Here is an 18508-nt window from a genome sequence, read left to right as displayed (position 1 = left end):
GACTATCATGAAAAAAACAGTAATTAAGCTTTCACTGATAACCGGAGCACTGCTTCTTTTTGCGGGTTGTCAGAAAGTAGATGAGAATACAAACAGTAGTGGAACAGCAAGTCAGACAGCATTATCTTCACAAAGCAGTAGTCAGACAGCAAGCTCGACCGAATTGACGGCAGTTAATACAACAGCGATCGGAGAGACTAAATATGGGTCTTATGATGAGGAAGACTTTGATGAAAGCTACGACGAAGCGAATGCGACCAACATCAAGCTAAATGGAACAAGTAGTAAAATATCTGGTTCAGGTGCTTCAGAGAGTGGACAAATTTTGACGATCAGTGCTGGTGGAACCTATATTTTATCAGGAAGCTATGAAGGACAAATAAAAGTAGCAGCTGCTCAAGGAACGGTTAAGCTAGTACTCAATGGTGTAACGATTACTAATGATGATTCAGCAGCTATTTATGTCGAACAAGCGGAAAAAGTAATCACGACATTAGCTGAAGGTTCAGAAAACACTCTGACAGATGGTAGCGAATATGTCTATGCGACGGCGGATGAGACCGACCCAAACGCGGCGTTTTTTAGTAAAGACGATTTGACAATCAATGGTTCCGGGAAGCTGACAGTAAACGGAAACTACAATAATGGGATTCAAAGTAAGGATGACTTAGTCATTACCAACGGTGATATTCATGTGACTGCAAAAAATAACGGGATAAAGGGAAAAGACTCTGTCTCAATCGCTGGAGGTACTTTTACGATCAGCTCTACTGAAGGAGACGGGATTCAGTCAGACAATGCCACAGAAACGGAAAAGGGATGGATCGGTATTGATAATGGGACGTTCAACTTGACGACCGGAACAGATGGTATTCAAGCTGAAACGACTTTATCCATTGCTAAAGCAGAAATGACCATTCAGACAGGTCAAGGCAGTTCGAATACCGCAATAGATTCGACAGCAAGCTACAAAGGCTTGAAAGCTTCTGGAGCAATAACGATAGATGATGGAACCTATCAGCTGGATACTGCTGATGACAGCATTCATGCAAATGGTGCGGTAACAATCAATAACGGTGAGTTCACGATGAACAGTGGCGATGACGGAATACATGCAGATACAGATCTTGTCATCAATAATGGGAAAATCACTGTTGCCAAGTCATATGAAGGTTTGGAAGGATCGACGGTAACAATCAACGACGGCACAATAGAAGTTCATGCCTCTGATGATGGGATCAATGCAGCAGGAGGTAGTGACGGTGAATCCGGAGCATTTGGCGGCGACAGCTTTGGTGGCGGCGGTGCAGAAGCTGCTGACAGCAGTAAGTATTTGGAAATCAACGGCGGTACAATCTATGTTGAAGCTGAAGGAGACGGTGTAGACAGTAATGGAGATATTCGCATGAATGGCGGAACTTTACTTGTGAATGGACCAGTCAATGGTGGTAATGGCGCACTGGATTATGAAGGAACCTTCGCTATGGATGGAGGCACTTTACTCGCAAGTGGGAGCTCAGGTATGGCGATGGGTGTTAGTGACAGCTCAGCTCAAGCAGCTGTTGGGATTTTCTTCAACTCAACACAAGCCGCTGACACGGTGATCAATCTTAAGGATAGCTCAGGCAATACAATAGCAACCTTCCAGCCATCCAAGCAGTTTGATCATTTAGTCGTTAGCACTTCTGAAATGACTAGTGGACAAACCCTTACGTTGTCATCAGGGGGAAGCAGTTCAGGGACTTCCTTATTCGGGCTTTATCAGGATGGGAGCTATGAAGGCGGTTCAGAACTGGGAACATTGACTCTAAGTGGACAGATGACCTCCGTTTCACAAGACGGATCAGCAGCATCCGCTAATCAGATGGGCGGTGGTCCTGGCGGCAGATAGACAGCGTTGCTGCTTTATTACTGGACGACAAAGCATAGCTGTCAAATGATTTTCGTTGCCCAAACAGGAGATTTACTGGTAGAATAAGGTAATAAACCAAATGAGGTGGGAAAAATGTCTAAACGCGTGATTATCATGAATTTTGATGTAGAGAGTCAAGCCTATCAGGCCTTTTCAGAAGTAAAAAAACTACATGTTGGACGACAAATCAAAGGTGAACAGATGGCAGTCATCACCCATAACAATGACGGTGCACACCAGTTTAAAATCAATGATTTTCTAGATTTCACAGGAAATGACCATACCTCTAAAGATAGCTTGATTGGGATGGTGATTGGAATCTTAGGTGGTCCTTTAGGCGTCTTGCTAGGCTGGTTTGCCGGCAGTTTGATTGGTGCAACTCAAGATGCGAAAGAAATTCAAGGGGCGCAATCTATTTTCGAATTTTTGACAGAGAAAATCGCTGAAGGACAAACAGGGTTGATCATGATTGCCGAAGAGGATGATAATCGTCAATTGAACCATTTGATCATGAATGACTTAGGCGGTGAAATCACACGTCTTGAATATGAAAATGTAACGAAAGAAATCGAAAAAGCCAAAGCAGTTGAAAAGAAAGTGAAGGAAGCTGCTAATGATGCATGGATGGATGATAAAAAAAATACAGATACTAACTGATTGATGAGAAAAATCAATAAGATGAATAAGAAAATAGTTTTCCGCAGTACAGATAAGCAGAAATAGCAGCTTAGCTTGCTTCTGCTGATGTTAACTAATTGAAAAAGAGCCATGCTTGAACGCATCTGTACTGTCGGAGAATCAATTGGATGAGACAATCTGTATGACAGAGTTGTCTCATCTTTTGTGTTTATACATAATAAAAAGAATGAAGGTGATCAAAATGCTGAAGATACTTTTAGTAGAAGATGATGAGGTCTTGTCAGATAGTATTCAGGAAATATTATCCGAAATAGGGGAAATAGAACAGGTTTATGATGGAGAAGAGGCACTGTACGAAGGTGAACGAGAAGTGTATGATTTGATCGTACTTGACTTGATGCTTCCGAGTATGTCCGGGGAGGATGTACTTACAAAACTAAGGGAAAAGAAAATCTATACCCCTGTTTTGATTTTAACTGCCAAGGATGGGTTGGAGGATAAGGTCAACGGCTTTAAAAATGGTGGGGATGACTATCTGACGAAGCCTTTCCACCGAGAAGAGTTATTGATGCGTGTGCAAGCATTGATTCGTCGATCGATGGGATTGAACCCCAAAAATGAGTTGACAGTTGGACAGCTTTGCATCGAAATCGACAACCGTCAGGTACTGTATAAAGATCAGGAAATTCAGCTTCAAGGGAAGGAATTCGATCTTCTTCTCTATCTTGTACAGAATAAGGGACGAATCATCACTAAGGATCAGCTGTTTGACCGAATCTGGGGATTTCAATCAGATACAACATTGACCGTCGTTGAGGTTTATATGAGTAACCTGAGAAAGCATTTGAAGCCTTTTGAAATCGATAAATGGATCAAAACATTACGAAATGTAGGCTACCTGTTCCAACCAGAGGAAGGACAGTAGTATGAAGAAACAACGAAGCAAAAATCAACGAATACGTTATTTCATTGTTAATATGATTTCCTTTGCAAGTATCTTCCTGATTCTGGGTATTATTGTTTTTCAGCTGCTTCAAACATCAATCTATCAGAGCGTAGATACCGAGCTTAATCATTTAGCAGGAAACGAGACATTTTTAGAGGGACAAATCAAGATGCTTCAAGTAGATCGAACAGGTCAGTTCCCGAAAGACAGTCCCATATTTGATTCTGAAAAGGGGACAAAAACACCACCAAATAACTTCCAACAGCAGGTTATTCTCTGGTCGGAGGATGGGGATATCCTTAACTCGGAAGGGTTAGGCTCTCGATATAACGATCTGCAGAATATTCAGTTCTCTACAGATCAGCTAGATACTGTGACCAATATCGAAGTAGCTGACAGCAATGACAGAACACTTCAATTTCGTTCAATTACTGTACCAATGATGAGCAACAATGATGAAAAGGTTGCATACATACAAATCTTGACGAATACTGATCCCATCAAAGGAACTGTTGAGCGAGTAAAACAGATATTGATTGCTTGTATGGTGATTTTCGGTGTGTTATCAATCATCCTAAGTTACTTTTTGTCTAAATGGTCAATGAAGCCGATCATGGTTTCGTGGCGCAAACAGCAGGAGTTTGTTGAGAATGCATCCCATGAATTACGGACACCATTGACAATCATTCAGGCTAAGTTGGAAAAGCTGTTTACCAAACCCAATCACACGATACTTGAAGAGTCAGAAACGATTGCGACCTCGTTGACGGAAGTTCAGCGTTTAGGTCAGCTGACCAACGATTTATTGTTGCTGGCACGCTCGGATTCCAACGCAGTGGTTCTGGAAAAAGAGCCTATCAATGTCAATCAGTTTCTTGAGGCTGCTATTGCACCGTATCAAGAGCTTGCTCTAGCTGAAAATAAGGACTTTATCTTAGTGTTGGAAAAGGATGGTCAGGTGGCGTTTGACCGTCAGAAGATTCAACAACTGCTGATTATTCTACTGGATAACGCTTTAAAATATACGAATGAGCAGGATCAACTACAACTGACCTCTACGATTGAAAAAAATGAGTGGGTCATTCGGGTCATCGATCATGGAATAGGCATAGAAGAACAGCAGAAGAAAGAAATTTTCGATCGTTTTTATCGAGGGGATCAATCTCGTAATCGAAAAACAGGCGGCTATGGTATTGGGCTGGCAATTGCTAAGTGGATTGTGGAAGCCCACCATGGAAAAATCACTGTTTCCGATTCAGAGCCTAAAGGAACCACTTTTACAGTAAGTCTACCGCTAAAATAAATTTTTATTTGCTAATGAGGCGACTTTCTTCTAAAATGAAGAAAGAAATCTAATGGAAAGTAAGGAAATCAATGGAATTACAATTTTTAGGTACAGGTGCCGGAGTACCGGCAAGACATCGTAATGTAAGCAGTATTGCCTTAAAGATGCTAGATGAAATCAATGCAGTCTGGTTATTTGACTGTGGCGAAGGAACACAGATGCAAATTTTGAAAAGCAGCATCCGTCCAAGAAAAATCGAAAAGATTTTCATTACTCATTTGCATGGGGATCATATTTTCGGATTGCCTGGTCTATTAAGTAGCCGTTCTTTTCAAGGTGGAGAAGAGCAATTGGATATTTATGGTCCGGTAGGGATCAAAGAATTTATTGAAACTTCATTGGCTGTTTCAAAAACCAGACTTTCATACCCTATCGTATATCACGAGTTGACAGATGGAGGCAAGGTGTTTGAAGATGCTCATTTTACTGTGGAGTGTTTGCCTTTAGAGCATGGCATCCAGAGCTTTGGTTATCGCGTTACTGAAGCAGATCATGAAGGCGAACTGCAAGTGGAAAAATTGAAGGAACTGGGTATTCCTTCTGGACCTCTGTACGGACAAATCAAGCGTGGAGAGACTGTGACACTTCCTGATGGACAAGTAGTCAACGGTAAGGATTTTGTCGGTGAGAAGAAAAAGGGAAGAATCGTCACAATTTTAGGAGATACTCGAAAGACTGGAAACAGCGCTGTACTTGCTAAGGATGCGGATGTGCTGGTTCATGAAAGTACTTATAACAAAGACGAAGCAAAGATGGCGCGAGCGCATTTTCATTCAACAAGTCATCATGCAGCAGAGATTGCTGCCGCTGCAAATGTCGGGCAACTGATTTTGACTCATATTAGTGCCAGATATTTGACAAAAGATATTGTTAAACTGGAAAATGAAGCGAAGGAGCTTTTTCCTTTTGTGAAAGCTGTGAAAGATATGGATATCGTTGATATTCCGTTCAATGAATCAAAATAGGGGGCGCAAATATGAGATTTTGGCAGGATTTAAATGATAAGATCGTTGTAGTTACCGGTGGTTCAGCAGGTTTGGGAGAACAGATTTGTTATGAAGCGGCCAAAAGAGGGGCCATCGTTGTGGTCTGTGCAAGAAGGATCAATCTTATCGGAAAAGTAAAAGAGCACTGTGAAGAGCTTAGCGGAAAAGAAGCACATTCTTTCCAATTGGATATATCTGATCCTGATAATGTAGAGCACGTGATCGATCGGATCAAAAATGAAGTTGGATCAGTAGATATTTTAGTCAATAATGCTGGTTTTGGTGTTTTCGATGATTTCTTAGATGCAGATATGGCTGTTGCTCGTAATATGTTCAATGTGAACGTGCTGGGCATGATGGTGTTTACGCAGCGAATCGCTGTTGAAATGGCAGAGAGAAACAGCGGCCACATTATCAACATAGCTTCAATGGCTGCTAAAATGGCAACACCGAAAACCTCGATCTATTCGGCAACTAAGTTTGCAGTATTAGGGTTTTCAAATGCGCTGCGCTTAGAGCTGAAACCGCTTGGTATTGCTGTAACAACTGTAAACCCAGGACCGATATCTACGAATTTCTTTGATCATGCTGATCCATCTGGAAACTATCTTGATTCTGTTGGAATGTTTGTTCTCGAACCGGAAAAGCTTGCCGGAGAAATCGTTCAGTCAATGGGAACATATAAGCGTGAAATCAATCGTCCTAGAATCATGGAAGGTGCAGCTCGTTTTTACACACTGCTGCCTCATGTCGGTGATTTTCTGGCTGGAAGTATTTTTAATAAAAAATAACGTGGGGAGTCTTTGCAAATGAAAAATCAATGGCGTGTGATCGTTGGTTTGTTTCTAGTTCTAGTGATTGTAGTATTTGCTGTATTGAATAGTCAGAGTGTACCTGTCAGCTTCGGTTTCGCTAAAATCTCAGGTCCGCTTATCCTGATTATTCTTGGTTCAGCCATTATTGGTGCGCTTGTTGGTGTGATTACTTCAGTTACAACAATTTTAGATCAAAAAAAGCGAATCAAGAATTTGATCAAAGATAAAGAAATATACACAGAAGAATCTGATCGATTGATACAAGAGGCTGTTGAGCGGGCACAACGCAGCAACGAGAATCAATTAGCTGAGCTGCAGCAAAAATATAATCATCTTCTTGAAGGCGAACCATCAATAGATTTAGAGAAGCATGACGAGTATTTAGAATAGCATGTTTGCCTTGACAAGAGTGCTAGCTTTTAGAATACTGAAAGAGTCCGAGCTTAGAGAAGCGGGCTCTTTTTTTGAGCAAATCAATGAATGATACATATAAAGAAATGGGGAGCGTAATGAAAAAAATAGCGTTGTTGTTGGTGGCTCTTGTTCTTCTGGCTGGCTGCAGTTCAAGCGTAACAGAAGAAATCGAAGTTAGTAAAAATAAAATTGCTTCCTTCTATAAGGCAGTTGGAGCAAAGGAAATCGTTCATACAGAGCTAACTTATGGACAAGGTGAGATATCTGAAGATGAGTTGTTGAACTATGTTGATTACCTGAAAGAAGAAGAAGATTTTGAAGTAGGGGAAGAATTTCAGATCGATAGTGGAGAAGCTTCGATTCGACTTGAAAAGCGCGTAGATGATATGATTTTGACCGTCACAGTGATTTATCAAGCTGACTGGAAAGGTGAAGTTACAATCATTTATTCCTCTGATACCCCTTCGGCAGAGAAGTAACGTTAGAAAACATAGAATAGGCTTATCTATCTCTGACTCTCATTAAGAAATGATTTTAGAGATAGATAAGCAATTGTTCTAAGAGCGATTAAATGGGAAATTTTATAAGGCCTTGTCTTTAGTTTTTTTTATTGTTTTGTTATAATTACTTGGTTAGGAGTGACGATGTGAAAAAATCTAAATATATATGGAAATACCCTGATGATCCGGCATTTTCTGATACCTTCAGCGGATTATTGAAAGAAAAAAATATTAGTCCTCTGATTGGTAAGCTTTTATGGCACCGTGGTATCCAGACTGAAGAGCAATTGACAGCTTTTCTTCATCCGGACTTGGAAGCCCTCCATGATCCTTATTTGATTCATGATATGGATAAAGCTGTTGGGCGAATTCAACAGGCAATTGAACAAGGTGAACGTATTTTAGTCTATGGAGATTACGATGCAGATGGTATTACCAGTACTACAGTGATGAAGGAAGCCATTGAGTTAGTTGGTGGAGAAGTTGATTACTTTTTACCGAATCGATTTATTCATGGCTACGGTCCTAACTTATCTGTATTTCAAGAAAAGATTGAAGAAGGAATTCAGCTGATTGTGACTGTTGATAATGGTGTAGCTGGTCATGAAGCCGTTGCTTATGCGCAGGAGCAAGGCGTAGATGTGATCATTACAGACCACCATGAATTGCCTGAGGTACTGCCGACAGCTTTTGCGGTAATTCATCCCAAGCATCCAGAAGGGATGTATCCGTTCCCTGATCTTGCCGGAGTCGGCGTAGCGTTCAAAGTTGCTGCTGCTCTATTAGGGGAGACACCGATGGAATTTTTGGACCTTGTTGCAATTGGAACGATTGCCGACTTGGTATCGCTGACTGGAGAAAACCGAGTATTGGTTCAGCTGGGCTTGAAAATAATTCAGACAGGAGATCGTCTAGGTTTAGATGCATTGATTCATTCTGCTGGGCTTAAAAAAGATGAATTGTCAGAAGAAAATATTGGATTTGCTATTGGCCCTCGGCTGAATGCGTTAGGCAGACTTGGAGAAGCTGGGCCAGGCGTGGCTTTGATGACAACCTTTGATGAGGATGAAGCATTGGAGATTGCTGCTTTCATCGAGGAAAAGAATACAGAACGTAAGCAGATTGTCGATACGATCACGACAGAAGCCTTCGAACAGCTGGTTCCCGATGCGCCAGTCCATATTCTTGCACAAAAGGGTTGGCATGAAGGTGTTCTGGGGATTGTAGCTGGACGTATCATGCAGGATACTGGGAAGCCGGCAATTGTTCTAACGATCAATGAAGCTGGTGATACGGCCAAGGGTTCTGGAAGAAGTGTTTCTGCCCTGAATCTTTATGATGCCTTGAATGAGGTTCGAGAGTTATTTACTCATTTCGGCGGTCATCATATGGCAGCGGGAATGACCTTGCCGGTTGATAATGTTGAAAAAATTCGTGAGCACTTAATCGCATACATTGAGAGAAATCAGCTAGATCTGTCGCAAGGACAAGAGCTGGTCATTGATGAAGTGTTGAGTATTGAAGCAACAACGATTTCCTTTATTGATCAACTGAAGCTGCTTGCACCTTTTGGTACAGATAATCCTATGCCTAATTTTGCTTACAAGCAAGTCCAGCCTGTCCAGGTACGACAAATCGGAGCTGCTCAAAACCATTTGAAGCTTCAAATTACGGATGGTTCAGCCAACTTAGATGTCATTGCTTTTCAAATGGGAAAAGAGGCAAAGGAATTCTCAGATATTCCCTGTAATATTGCAGGAAAGCTTTCGATAAATGAGTGGAACGGCAATAAAAAGCCGCAGCTGATGGCAGAGGATTATTCTATTGAAGAATTGCAGCTGTTCGACCTTCGCGGGAAGACAAATCAGCAGCAGGAGATTCCTTTAGAACATACGATTTTTGTCTACTTCCAAAAGGAAAGTCTAAAATTAGTTGAAACAAAAACAACAGCGATTCAATTTACATCAACGGAAGAGTTTTTTGCTGAAACGAAAGAGCTGACGATCGATCAGTTGGTTATTGTTGACTGCCCAAGTGAGATTGAGGACATGAGGGAGCTGATTACGCAGAGTGAAGTCAGTCGTGTTTATATCATGGGTCTCTCAAGCGATGAAGCCTACTTAAACGGAATGGGGACAAGGGAGCAGTTTTCAAAATTGTATGCCTTGATTCGTAAACAGGAAAGCATTGATATTCGCTATAAGCTGAAAGCTGTTGCTCAGTTTCTGAATATTCAGGAAAAGTTATTAATTTTTATGATTCAGGTGTTTTTTGATTTAGGATTTGTTACAATAGAAGACGGTGTTTTAAGAAATGTCGCAGAACCGGAAAATCATCCGTTGACAGAAAGCGATGTCTACAAAAAACGTTTGAAGAAAATCAAAGTTGAAGAATTTTTATTGTACAGCGATCGCAAGAAGCTACTTCAGTGGTTGTTGAACGAGGAGGAAAAATAATATGAACTTAAAAGATTACATTGCCAGCATACCTGATTACCCTGAAAAAGGAATTGTCTTTCGAGATATCTCTCCTTTGATGGCAAATGGGGACGCATACCGTGAAGCAACAAAACAAATTGTTGATTACGCGAAAGAAAAAAGAATCGACATGGTTGTAGGGCCGGAAGCCAGAGGGTTTATCGTAGGCTGTCCAGTTGCTTATGAACTTGGTGTGGGATTTGCTCCTGTCCGTAAAAAAGGGAAGCTGCCTCGTGAAACAATCGAAGTAACTTACGATTTGGAATACGGAACAGATACATTGACAATCCATAAGGATGCGATTCTTCCAGGACAAAGAGTTCTGATCTGTGATGATTTGCTTGCTACAGGAGGAACGATTGAAGCAACCACTAAATTGGTTGAAGAGCTGGGCGGCGTGGTTGTCGGCTGTGCTTTCCTCATTGAACTGCTTGATCTTCATGGAAGAGACAAGATCTCTAATTATGAAATTGTCACACTGATGGATTATTAAAATGAATAAGAAGCGTGAGATCTTCATCTCACGCTTCTTTATTTGAATTCGATTGAGATAATAATAGACAGTACAGATTCGCATATCCATTATTCTGCTGATAGGGGCTGCTGGCAGAGTCCTGTTAATGGTGTGCTTGAGCTGCTGACTGTTAAAATACGCTACTACTCAATCAAGTGGGTCATTGATATTTTCGATAAACCGTATAGTGTTCTTCTTGTCTTCTGCGCTGTTGAGTGTATCGTTTTTCATCCCACAGCATAAACCATATGATAAATAGTGGGCCGACGATAAGCAATGCAGATTTTAAGCCCAACGTACCTAGAAAAATACCAATAAATAAAACAAAGAATATGAACCCGCCGCGACGTACTGCTTTCATTTTCATCACCTCACAAAAGAATCGAACATTTGTTCGTAAGTATATTATACGAATGTTTGTTCGCTTTGTAAAGTGAAAACTATCGTTTTTTTATTTTAGGGTAAAAAAATTGTATGCTTGGTCCACTCCGTGTTGAATAAACTGCTAATAAGCAAGGTAATCACTCATATTCACTTTAGATAAAGGGATAATATACTCTTTAAGGGACATGCTGGCAGTCAAATCTTTTATTCAATCTATGAGATATCTCATATCAGGAAAAGAGAAGTCCCTTTATACTCTTTCTGTAAGGAGCGCATTCAGTATCAGTATGAATGTAGAAATACTTCGCAAGTAATCACTATAAAAATTCAATGAATGGGGAATGAATAATGGCAGCAATTCTAGTTGCGGGCGGAGCAGGATATGTCGGCTCACATACAGTTATCAAGTTACTGGAAAAAGATATAGATGTTATCATTGCAGATGACTTCAGTAATTCCGACGAGAGGGTAATTCATGCAATTGAGGCAATCACAGGTAAAACAGTTAAGAGCTATGCCGTTGATCTTACTCAAAAAGAAGAAGTAAGACGAATCTTTGACGAAAATGAAATTATCGGAGTTATTGATTTCGCTGGTTTTAAATCCGTTGGGACATCGTCCAAAGCACCATTAGCTTATTACAGAAACAACTTAGAGATTCTGTTGAATTTGTTGTCTGTCATGCAAGAACAAGGCGTATACCATCTGGTATTCAGCTCTTCCGCTACCGTTTATGGCAATCCAGAATCATTGCCCGTCAAAGAATCGGATAAGCAAAAACCAACAAACCCTTACGGCCAAACAAAAGTAATGAGTGAACGGATTCTGCGAGATTTAGCTAAGTCAGATGAGCGATGGTCCTTTATTTCTTTACGCTTTTTTAATCCTCTAGGTGCACATAAAAGTGGTGATTTGGGAGAAAATCCTAATGGAGTGCCCAATAATTTAGCTCCTTATATTACACAAGTTGCTATCGGAAAATTATCTGAGTTGAAAATTTTCGGACATGATTTTCCCACTTCTGACGGCACTAGCGTCAGAGACTACATGCATGTGGATGATTTAGCGGAAGGGCATGTTGCAGCAATGGAATATTTATTGACTACTTCTAATAAATTCTCTGGATTCGAGGCTCTTAATTTAGGCAGCGGAAAGGGATATTCCGTTTTGGAGATCCTTCGAGCATTTGAACAAGTCACTGGAAAGAAAATTCCTTTTGAATATGTTGAAAAGCGTGAAGGAGATGCAGCAGAATCTTTTGCTTCTATTGAGAAAGCGAAAGAATTTCTTGGTTGGGAACCCAAATACACGATCACAGATATGTGTCTGGATACTTGGAACTGGCAACAAAAACACCCCAACGGCTACAATGAAGCTTAAATAGGATTTAAAATAGAAAAAATAAGGAATGATTTCGTGTTTACCACAAAATCATTCCTTATTTTATTTGGTTAATTATAGATGTCCTACTTGTTCATATACACTCATTAGATAAAAATGATTAGGTAAAGAACAAAATGGAAAAATACATAAAAGCTGCGCCGGCCATTACAAACAAATGCCAGACAACATGCATAAAGCGAACATTTTTCAAGCTATAGAATACTGCGCCCAGCGTGTAAGAAACGCCGCCGGCAACCAGTAGAGATAGTCCAGTCAGACTCAGACTGTCATACAATGGTTTAGCTGCAATCAGACACAGCCAACCCATAATGATATAGATGATCGTAGATGCATTTTTTACAGTATCTTGCTTATGGAGTGTAACGGATTTGTAGACAACCCCGAAAATCGCCATTGCCCAAATCAGACCGAACAATGTCCAACCTAACCAGCCGTCAACACTCAATAAGCAAAAGGGCGTATAGCTTCCGGCTATCAGCAAAAAGATAGAGCTGTGATCGAATACCTGAAAAACCTTTTTTGCTTTAGTGAAGATCAAGCTGTGGAATAGCGTTGATGATAAGAAAAGCAAGGCCAGCATTGAGCCGTACAAGGCATACGAAACGACATGCAGTGCAGAACCCATCTGAGCTCCTTTGACCAACAATATAACAAGACCTGCTATACTTAGACCAAAGCCGATGCCATGGGTCACAGCATTGAGTACTTCATTTAGAATAAGATACTTGCGGGAAAACTCAACTTTTTCCAATAAATCAACTTCCTTCTATATTTAATTTGATGAAAAATTTTTTTCGGTCTGTTATACTATATCCATAACCTAAACCATGTATATTCATTCTATCATGAATACGGGTTGTTTTTAAAGAAAGAGTGGTTAATTTATGACAAATGTAAAGATTGTAACGGATTCTTCTTGCACAATGGAGAAAGAAGTGCGAGATGATTTGAATATTCACATGATGCCTTTATCTGTAATGATAGATGGTGTTGTTTATCCAGATGATGATCATTTGGGTGGAGAACGCTTTATGGCAATGATGGATGGAGCCAAAGCTCTGCCGAAAACTAGTCAGCCGCCAATCGGAGAGTTTGTTGAGCTTTATGATGAACTTGGAGAAGACGGCAGTGAGATCATTTCCATTCATATGACTAAAGCGCTCAGCGGTACAGTTGAAGCTGCCAGACAGGCAAGCAATCTAAGTTCAAGTAAAGTAACTGTGATTGACAGTGATTTCACTGACCAGGCTCTTTCTTTCCAAGTGATTGCAGCTGCCAAAATGGCTAAAGAAGGCGCAAGTGTTGCTGAAATCGTAGAAGAAGTCAAACGAATCAAAGAAAATACAAAGCTGTATATTGGTATTTCGACTTTAGACAACTTGGTAAAAGGCGGAAGAATCAGCCGAGTGACAGGCTTACTTTCTAATATTTTCAATATGAAGGTAGTTATGGAGCTTGAACATACTGAACTGATCCCGATTGTAAAAGGCCGAGGAGTCAAAACCTTCAACAAATGGTTTGATGAGCTAAAGGCAGAGCTGGAAAAGCTTTCTAACGTCAGCCAAATTGGTATTTCCCATGCAGAAGGTTTGGAGTTGGCAACTTACTTTAGAGATGGCTTACAGAAACTGTTTCCTGACATGGATATACCTGTTCTGCACACAAATCCAGTAATTGCTACTCATACTGGAAAAGGTGCATTTGCGATCATGTACTATACAGATTAAGGATTAAATTTGGAGGGTGAGACTTGATCGAAATGGTTGAGGTCTCACCCTTTAAGATACAATAAAAAGGAGAGCATCTAATGAATTTGGCGAAAAAAATAGTTGGTAAAAAAGAAGTTTCTACAAGTTCTTTATGCGGCATATTCGAATACATACCAGATTCTTTCGATGGAAGAGGGATAAAATGAAACAATTGATTCATAAAAAATGGGTGATGCTTCTGCTTCCATTTGGAACAGCACTATTAACGACTCTATTGCTACTGCTCCTGATTCCTAAAGCGCAGCCCTATTTTAATACGCAAAACACAGGAAATACGAATAAAAATGACAAAGAAATACTCAAATATGTTGCGATAGGCGATTCTCTGACTGAAGGTGTGGGAGACTTAACTAATTCCGGCGGCTTTGTTCCGATGGTTGCGAAGGATATTCAAGAAAAATATCAGCTAAACGCAGTAGAAATTGAGAACTTCGGAAAGAATGGCGACCGCAGCGATCAGATTTTAAAGCGTATCAAAAAAAGCGATGATATAAAAGCACAGCTTGGAGAAGCCGATATGATCACCTTGACAGTTGGCGGGAACGACTTAATGAAGGTAATCAAGGGAGATGTATTCAACCTCACAATCGATTCTTTTGATAAGCCTTTGGAAAGCTATCAAAAGCAAATGACCACGCTGCTGGAAGAAATTCGAAAGTACAATGAGGACGCCCCAGTCTATGTATTGGGTATTTACAATCCTTTTTACTTATATTTTCCTGAAATCACTGAAATGCAGCAAATCGTTACCAACTGGAATGCTGGGACAGAAACTGTTGTAAATGAACAAGAGCGTATGTATTTTATTCCTATCAATGACCTTTTATACAAAGGTGTTGATGGCGATGTAGGTATTACCGGATCAGAGGATGATACTGCAGATGCGGGAGAAAGTATAACAAACAATGCGATTTACGAGGAAGATCATTTCCATCCCAACAATCTTGGTTATCAGCTGATGGCGAATGCTGTGAGACAAAAGATGATTGAAACAAAGGATGAATGGCTGGTAAAAGGAGTGAACGAGTAATATGGTAGAAGAGTCAGAAAAAAAGCAACCGGAGAAAAAAAGAAAAAGAAACAAAAAAGAGAAGAAGCAGTCGGTAAATAAAAAGCTTAACCCGTGGAAAATTGCGTTTTTAGCGTTGATTGGTATGCTTGTTGGTATTCTCTTATTTGTAGGGATCAGAGTGACTCAGGTCAGAGAACCGAACTATGACTCTTCAAAAGCAGTACCGCGAAGTGGGAATCCTGTTTTGAGTATTCAGTCAAACAAGCAGCAGATCAACGAACTGATTTCATTCTATTTAGAGGATTTCCAAAAGGACTCAGAAGTAACCTATGATTTCTATTTGGAAAACGAAGCGATGCTGGCAGGGAACTTCAAAATTTTAGGTCACCCCATCCAGTTCAATCTTTATTTCGATCCTTACGTAATGGATGACGGCAACGTACAGCTAAAAGCGAAAAGCTTGTCTATTGGGACACTAGGTTTGCCTATCAAGGATATATTGGAGTTTGTCCAGAGAGACTACAACTTGCCTGAATGGGTAGAGGTCATGCCGGAAGAGAAATATATTTTATTACGATTGGATAAGTTTCAGATGATGAACGGTATGTTTATTCGTGCAGATAAAATCAATTTGATCGATGATGATATTCGGGTCAGCATTTATCTTCCGGAAGATAATAGTACAGATAGTTCTGCAACGTCAGAAACCAGCTCTTCAGAAGAATAGGAAAGAGGACAGAGAATGACAGAAAAAGCGATCTTTGCCGGAGGCTGTTTCTGGTGTATGATTCAGCCCTTTGATCAACAGCCGGGTATTCATTCGGTAATCTCAGGGTATACAGGCGGTCATGTACCGAATCCTACCTATGAACAAGTTAAAAGCTACTCTACCGGCCATACAGAGGCTGTAGAAATCATATTTGATCCAGAGATCATATCTTATCAAGCGTTGGTGGAAATCTACTGGCAGCAAACAGATCCAACGGATGCTTTGGGTCAGTTTGAAGACCGTGGAGATAATTACCGACCTGTGATTTTTTATCAGAATGAAGAGCAGAAGAGCATTGCTGAAAAAAGCAAACATACTCTGGAAAGCAGTGGAAGATTCAAGGAGAAGATCGTTACGACGATTGAGCCGGCTTCAACCTTTTATCCGGCAGAAGAATACCATCAGGACTTTTATAAAAAAGATCCTGAGCGATACGAGGACGCCCATCACATTCGCGGCCGTTTTCTAAAAGAAAATTGGGAGAACTAACTACAAATGAGAAGAAGCTTTTATCACTATTTAGTCACATTGAAAGGTCCTTCTGCAGATGTTGAAACACAATTCGCTAATGCAGCAGCAAAGGATATCCGTTTTCCAAAGCATTCAGAAGATTATCATGAGCTCTCAAGTTATCTTGAGATGGAGGTCAACTATTTGCCGACAATGACTGTCTTTGATGAGCTTTGGGAGAAATACTTGGAAAACAATCGATAAAAAAAGAATGAGGGATGTCCAAAAATATATTTGGGTATCCCTCGTTCTTTTGTAGTTACTCTCCTGTTACAAAAATGGTAGGGATGATCATCAATTCTAAGCATGTATAAATCCCAGTAAAGAAACCATAATTCCGTCTAATTCTTTTGTTACAGCTTGGTGCAAAGGTCGCTTTTCGTGTAAAGAATCTTTACTGGATTCACATGGAATACTTTTTTCTGCCCTCTTTTTTCATCCGTCGTTTCGTGGTAAACTATAGTGATTGAGCTTAGGAAGCACTAGATGATTGTTGTACTGATATTATTCCACTAATAGTGTGGAATAAGCATCATGCAGATGTACCATGTAAGCTGTGTTTTGGGTTCAGATATTCATAAAATACGCTGAAACATTCAGATTTCATCAGAGCTTTTAAACACACTCGAGTTTAAAGTAAAGAAGCAGGCAGGGAGAGAAATGAAATGAAAAAGCAGCACCTGATCCCGTACCATCAATATATAATTTCGATTTTATGCACAGCTGTCATTGTCGGGGGAGGAAGCTATGCCTATTTTAACCATCGTTACACTTCTTATGTTGCCAGCCAGACCCATGAGGTTGCGGAATTGAAAGAAGTTCATGAGCTGTATGATGATATTCTTCAAGGCTATGTAGGGGAAATTGACAGATCAGAATTAGTGGAAGGCGCACTTCAGGGAATGATCGATTCATTGGATGATCCTTATTCCTCTTATTTGAAAGAAGACGAGACTTCTGCATTAAATGATGATGTTTCCGGCAGTTTTGAAGGAATTGGCGCTACACTAGGCAGACAAAATGATTTACTGAAGGTCATGGAAGCACCTATAGAGGGCTCGCCGGCAGAAAAGTCCGGTCTGAAAATAAATGATACGATTATAAAAATTGACGACGAGGAAATTGCAGCGGAAAGCTTGTCTGAATCAGTCAAGAAAATACGCGGGGAAAAGGGCAGTAAGCTGAAGCTGACGATCGATAGAGATGGCGAGGTATTTGATGTTGTCATTACCAGAGACACGATTCCATTGACTACTGTCAGTGCTGCGCTTGATACGGAAGAGCCGACTATTGGCAATATCCGCATAGCTTCCTTTGGCGGCAAGACCTTCGAAGAGCTGCAGCGTGCAGTCAAAGACTTAAGAAAAGAAGGCGCAGAATCCTTTGTTATTGATCTTCGACAAAATCCGGGGGGATTATTGGATCAAGTAGAGAAAATGGCCAGCATGTTTTTGAAAGATGGCGATGTAATCGTTCAGTTCGAAGATAAAGGTAAAAATACACTGGAGCACAAAGCCTCTTCTGATTTGGACGGCGGCTTCAAAGTAAAAGAACCTGTAGTTGTTTTGGTTGATGGCGGTAGTGCCAGCGCTTCGGAAATATTTGCTGCGGCTTTAAAAGAATCAGCAGGTGTGGAAATCGTCGGAATACAAACCTATGGAAAAGGAACTGTTCAGACAGTGAAGGACTTGGGGGAAAAGACCAGTATGAAGCTATCCATACTGAAGTGGTTGACTCCTGACGGAAACTGGGTTCACGAAGAAGGGTTAGCACCGACAATTGAAGCAGATTACCCAGATTATGCTTATCTTTCGCCAATATCAAGGAGCAATATCCTGCAAGTAGGAGATGACTCAGATGTTGTTGCTAACTTGAATAAAATGCTGAAGGCCTTGGATTATGAAGTAAGTGATTCATCTATGTTTGATGAACAGACTAAAGAAGCTGTTTCTTCTGTACAGCAAACGTATGATCTTTCTGTTACCGGTCAGGTAGATGATCAAACTGCAAGTGTCATTGAAGCATTGTTGAGAAGTAAAATTTTAGAAACTGATCCGGCATATTCACAAGCAATCGAGCTTTTGTCAAAATAAACGAAGAGGTTGTGACAGA

At 40.5% G+C, this 18508-nt stretch carries 19 protein-coding genes; 17 read left to right on the top strand and 2 right to left on the bottom strand.

Annotation, left to right across the window (positions count from 1 at the left end):
• The first annotated feature begins 7 nt into the window (after positions 1-7).
• The 10 genes from I6N96_RS05935 to I6N96_RS05890 all read left to right on the top strand — a co-directional run bounded on the left by I6N96_RS05935 (position 8) and on the right by I6N96_RS05890 (position 10527).
• Positions 8-1891: a carbohydrate-binding domain-containing protein gene (locus tag I6N96_RS05935; RefSeq protein ID WP_209556595.1), complete on the top strand. Its 1884-nt coding sequence runs from the start codon at positions 8-10 to the stop codon at positions 1889-1891.
• A gap of 114 nt (positions 1892-2005) precedes the next feature.
• Positions 2006-2569 carry a DUF1269 domain-containing protein gene (locus tag I6N96_RS05930; protein WP_209556594.1) on the top strand — a complete coding sequence of 188 codons (564 nt, stop codon included), beginning with the start codon at positions 2006-2008 and terminating at the stop codon, positions 2567-2569.
• 223 nt (positions 2570-2792) lie between these two features.
• Entirely contained in the window at positions 2793-3476 is a 684-nt protein-coding gene (locus I6N96_RS05925) for a response regulator transcription factor (RefSeq protein WP_209556593.1), read from the top strand.
• A gap of 1 nt (position 3477) precedes the next feature.
• Entirely contained in the window at positions 3478-4800 is a 1323-nt protein-coding gene (locus I6N96_RS05920; protein WP_209556592.1) for a sensor histidine kinase, read from the top strand.
• Between the two features lie 71 nt (positions 4801-4871).
• Positions 4872-5807: a ribonuclease Z gene (gene rnz / locus I6N96_RS05915; RefSeq protein ID WP_209556591.1), complete on the top strand. Its 936-nt coding sequence runs from the start codon at positions 4872-4874 to the stop codon at positions 5805-5807.
• 11 nt (positions 5808-5818) lie between these two features.
• Positions 5819-6619: an SDR family NAD(P)-dependent oxidoreductase gene (locus I6N96_RS05910; RefSeq protein WP_209556590.1), complete on the top strand. Its 801-nt coding sequence runs from the start codon at positions 5819-5821 to the stop codon at positions 6617-6619.
• An 18-nt stretch (positions 6620-6637) separates the two neighbouring features.
• Positions 6638-7033 (top strand): LapA family protein, encoded by a 396-nt coding sequence (locus I6N96_RS05905; protein WP_209556589.1) that lies wholly within the window; start codon positions 6638-6640, stop codon positions 7031-7033.
• Between the two features lie 119 nt (positions 7034-7152).
• Positions 7153-7536: a lipoprotein gene (locus I6N96_RS05900; protein ID WP_209556588.1), complete on the top strand. Its 384-nt coding sequence runs from the start codon at positions 7153-7155 to the stop codon at positions 7534-7536.
• Positions 7537-7703: 167 nt separating this feature from the next.
• Complete coding sequence (gene recJ / locus I6N96_RS05895; protein WP_209556587.1) at positions 7704-10013, top strand: single-stranded-DNA-specific exonuclease RecJ; 2310 nt, start codon at positions 7704-7706, stop codon at positions 10011-10013.
• Between the two features lies 1 nt (position 10014).
• Complete coding sequence (locus I6N96_RS05890; protein ID WP_209556586.1) at positions 10015-10527, top strand: adenine phosphoribosyltransferase; 513 nt, start codon at positions 10015-10017, stop codon at positions 10525-10527.
• Between the two features lie 181 nt (positions 10528-10708).
• Here I6N96_RS05890 and I6N96_RS05885 read toward each other — a convergent pair whose 3' ends face one another.
• The gene (locus I6N96_RS05885; protein ID WP_209556585.1) at positions 10709-10909 is read right to left on the bottom strand and encodes a hypothetical protein; all 201 of its coding nucleotides are present in this window, start codon (positions 10907-10909) and stop codon (positions 10709-10711) included.
• 368 nt (positions 10910-11277) lie between these two features.
• Between I6N96_RS05885 and galE the strand changes: the two genes are divergently transcribed.
• Positions 11278-12312, top strand: a complete 1035-nt coding sequence (gene galE / locus I6N96_RS05880) for a UDP-glucose 4-epimerase GalE (protein ID WP_209556759.1) — start codon at positions 11278-11280, stop codon at positions 12310-12312.
• Positions 12313-12433: 121 nt separating this feature from the next.
• Here galE and trhA read toward each other — a convergent pair whose 3' ends face one another.
• A complete protein-coding gene (gene trhA, locus I6N96_RS05875; RefSeq protein ID WP_209556584.1) occupies positions 12434-13087 on the bottom strand; it encodes a PAQR family membrane homeostasis protein TrhA in 654 nt (217 codons plus the stop codon).
• A gap of 133 nt (positions 13088-13220) precedes the next feature.
• On the opposite strand from trhA, the gene I6N96_RS05870 reads away from it, so the two are divergent.
• From I6N96_RS05870 to I6N96_RS05845, 6 genes are all read left to right on the top strand, one after another.
• On the top strand, positions 13221-14063 hold the full coding sequence (locus tag I6N96_RS05870) for a DegV family protein (protein ID WP_209556583.1): 843 nt from the start codon (positions 13221-13223) through the stop codon (positions 14061-14063).
• Between the two features lie 184 nt (positions 14064-14247).
• Complete coding sequence (locus I6N96_RS05865; RefSeq protein WP_209556582.1) at positions 14248-15135, top strand: SGNH/GDSL hydrolase family protein; 888 nt, start codon at positions 14248-14250, stop codon at positions 15133-15135.
• Position 15136: 1 nt separating this feature from the next.
• Complete coding sequence (locus tag I6N96_RS05860) at positions 15137-15844, top strand: YpmS family protein (RefSeq protein ID WP_209556581.1); 708 nt, start codon at positions 15137-15139, stop codon at positions 15842-15844.
• A gap of 15 nt (positions 15845-15859) precedes the next feature.
• The gene (gene msrA, locus I6N96_RS05855) at positions 15860-16375 is read left to right on the top strand and encodes a peptide-methionine (S)-S-oxide reductase MsrA (protein WP_209556580.1); all 516 of its coding nucleotides are present in this window, start codon (positions 15860-15862) and stop codon (positions 16373-16375) included.
• Between the two features lie 6 nt (positions 16376-16381).
• A complete protein-coding gene (locus tag I6N96_RS05850) occupies positions 16382-16600 on the top strand; it encodes a YozE family protein (RefSeq protein WP_209556579.1) in 219 nt (72 codons plus the stop codon).
• A 461-nt stretch (positions 16601-17061) separates the two neighbouring features.
• Positions 17062-18489: a S41 family peptidase gene (locus tag I6N96_RS05845; RefSeq protein WP_209556578.1), complete on the top strand. Its 1428-nt coding sequence runs from the start codon at positions 17062-17064 to the stop codon at positions 18487-18489.
• Positions 18490-18508: the final 19 nt, after the last annotated feature.

It is taken from the genome of Enterococcus larvae, from assembly GCF_017830045.1.
Lineage (GTDB): Bacteria > Bacillota > Bacilli > Lactobacillales > Enterococcaceae > Enterococcus_L > Enterococcus_L larvae.
Note: the sequence above shows the minus strand (reverse complement) of the source record. Positions and strands in the feature narration are given on the sequence as shown.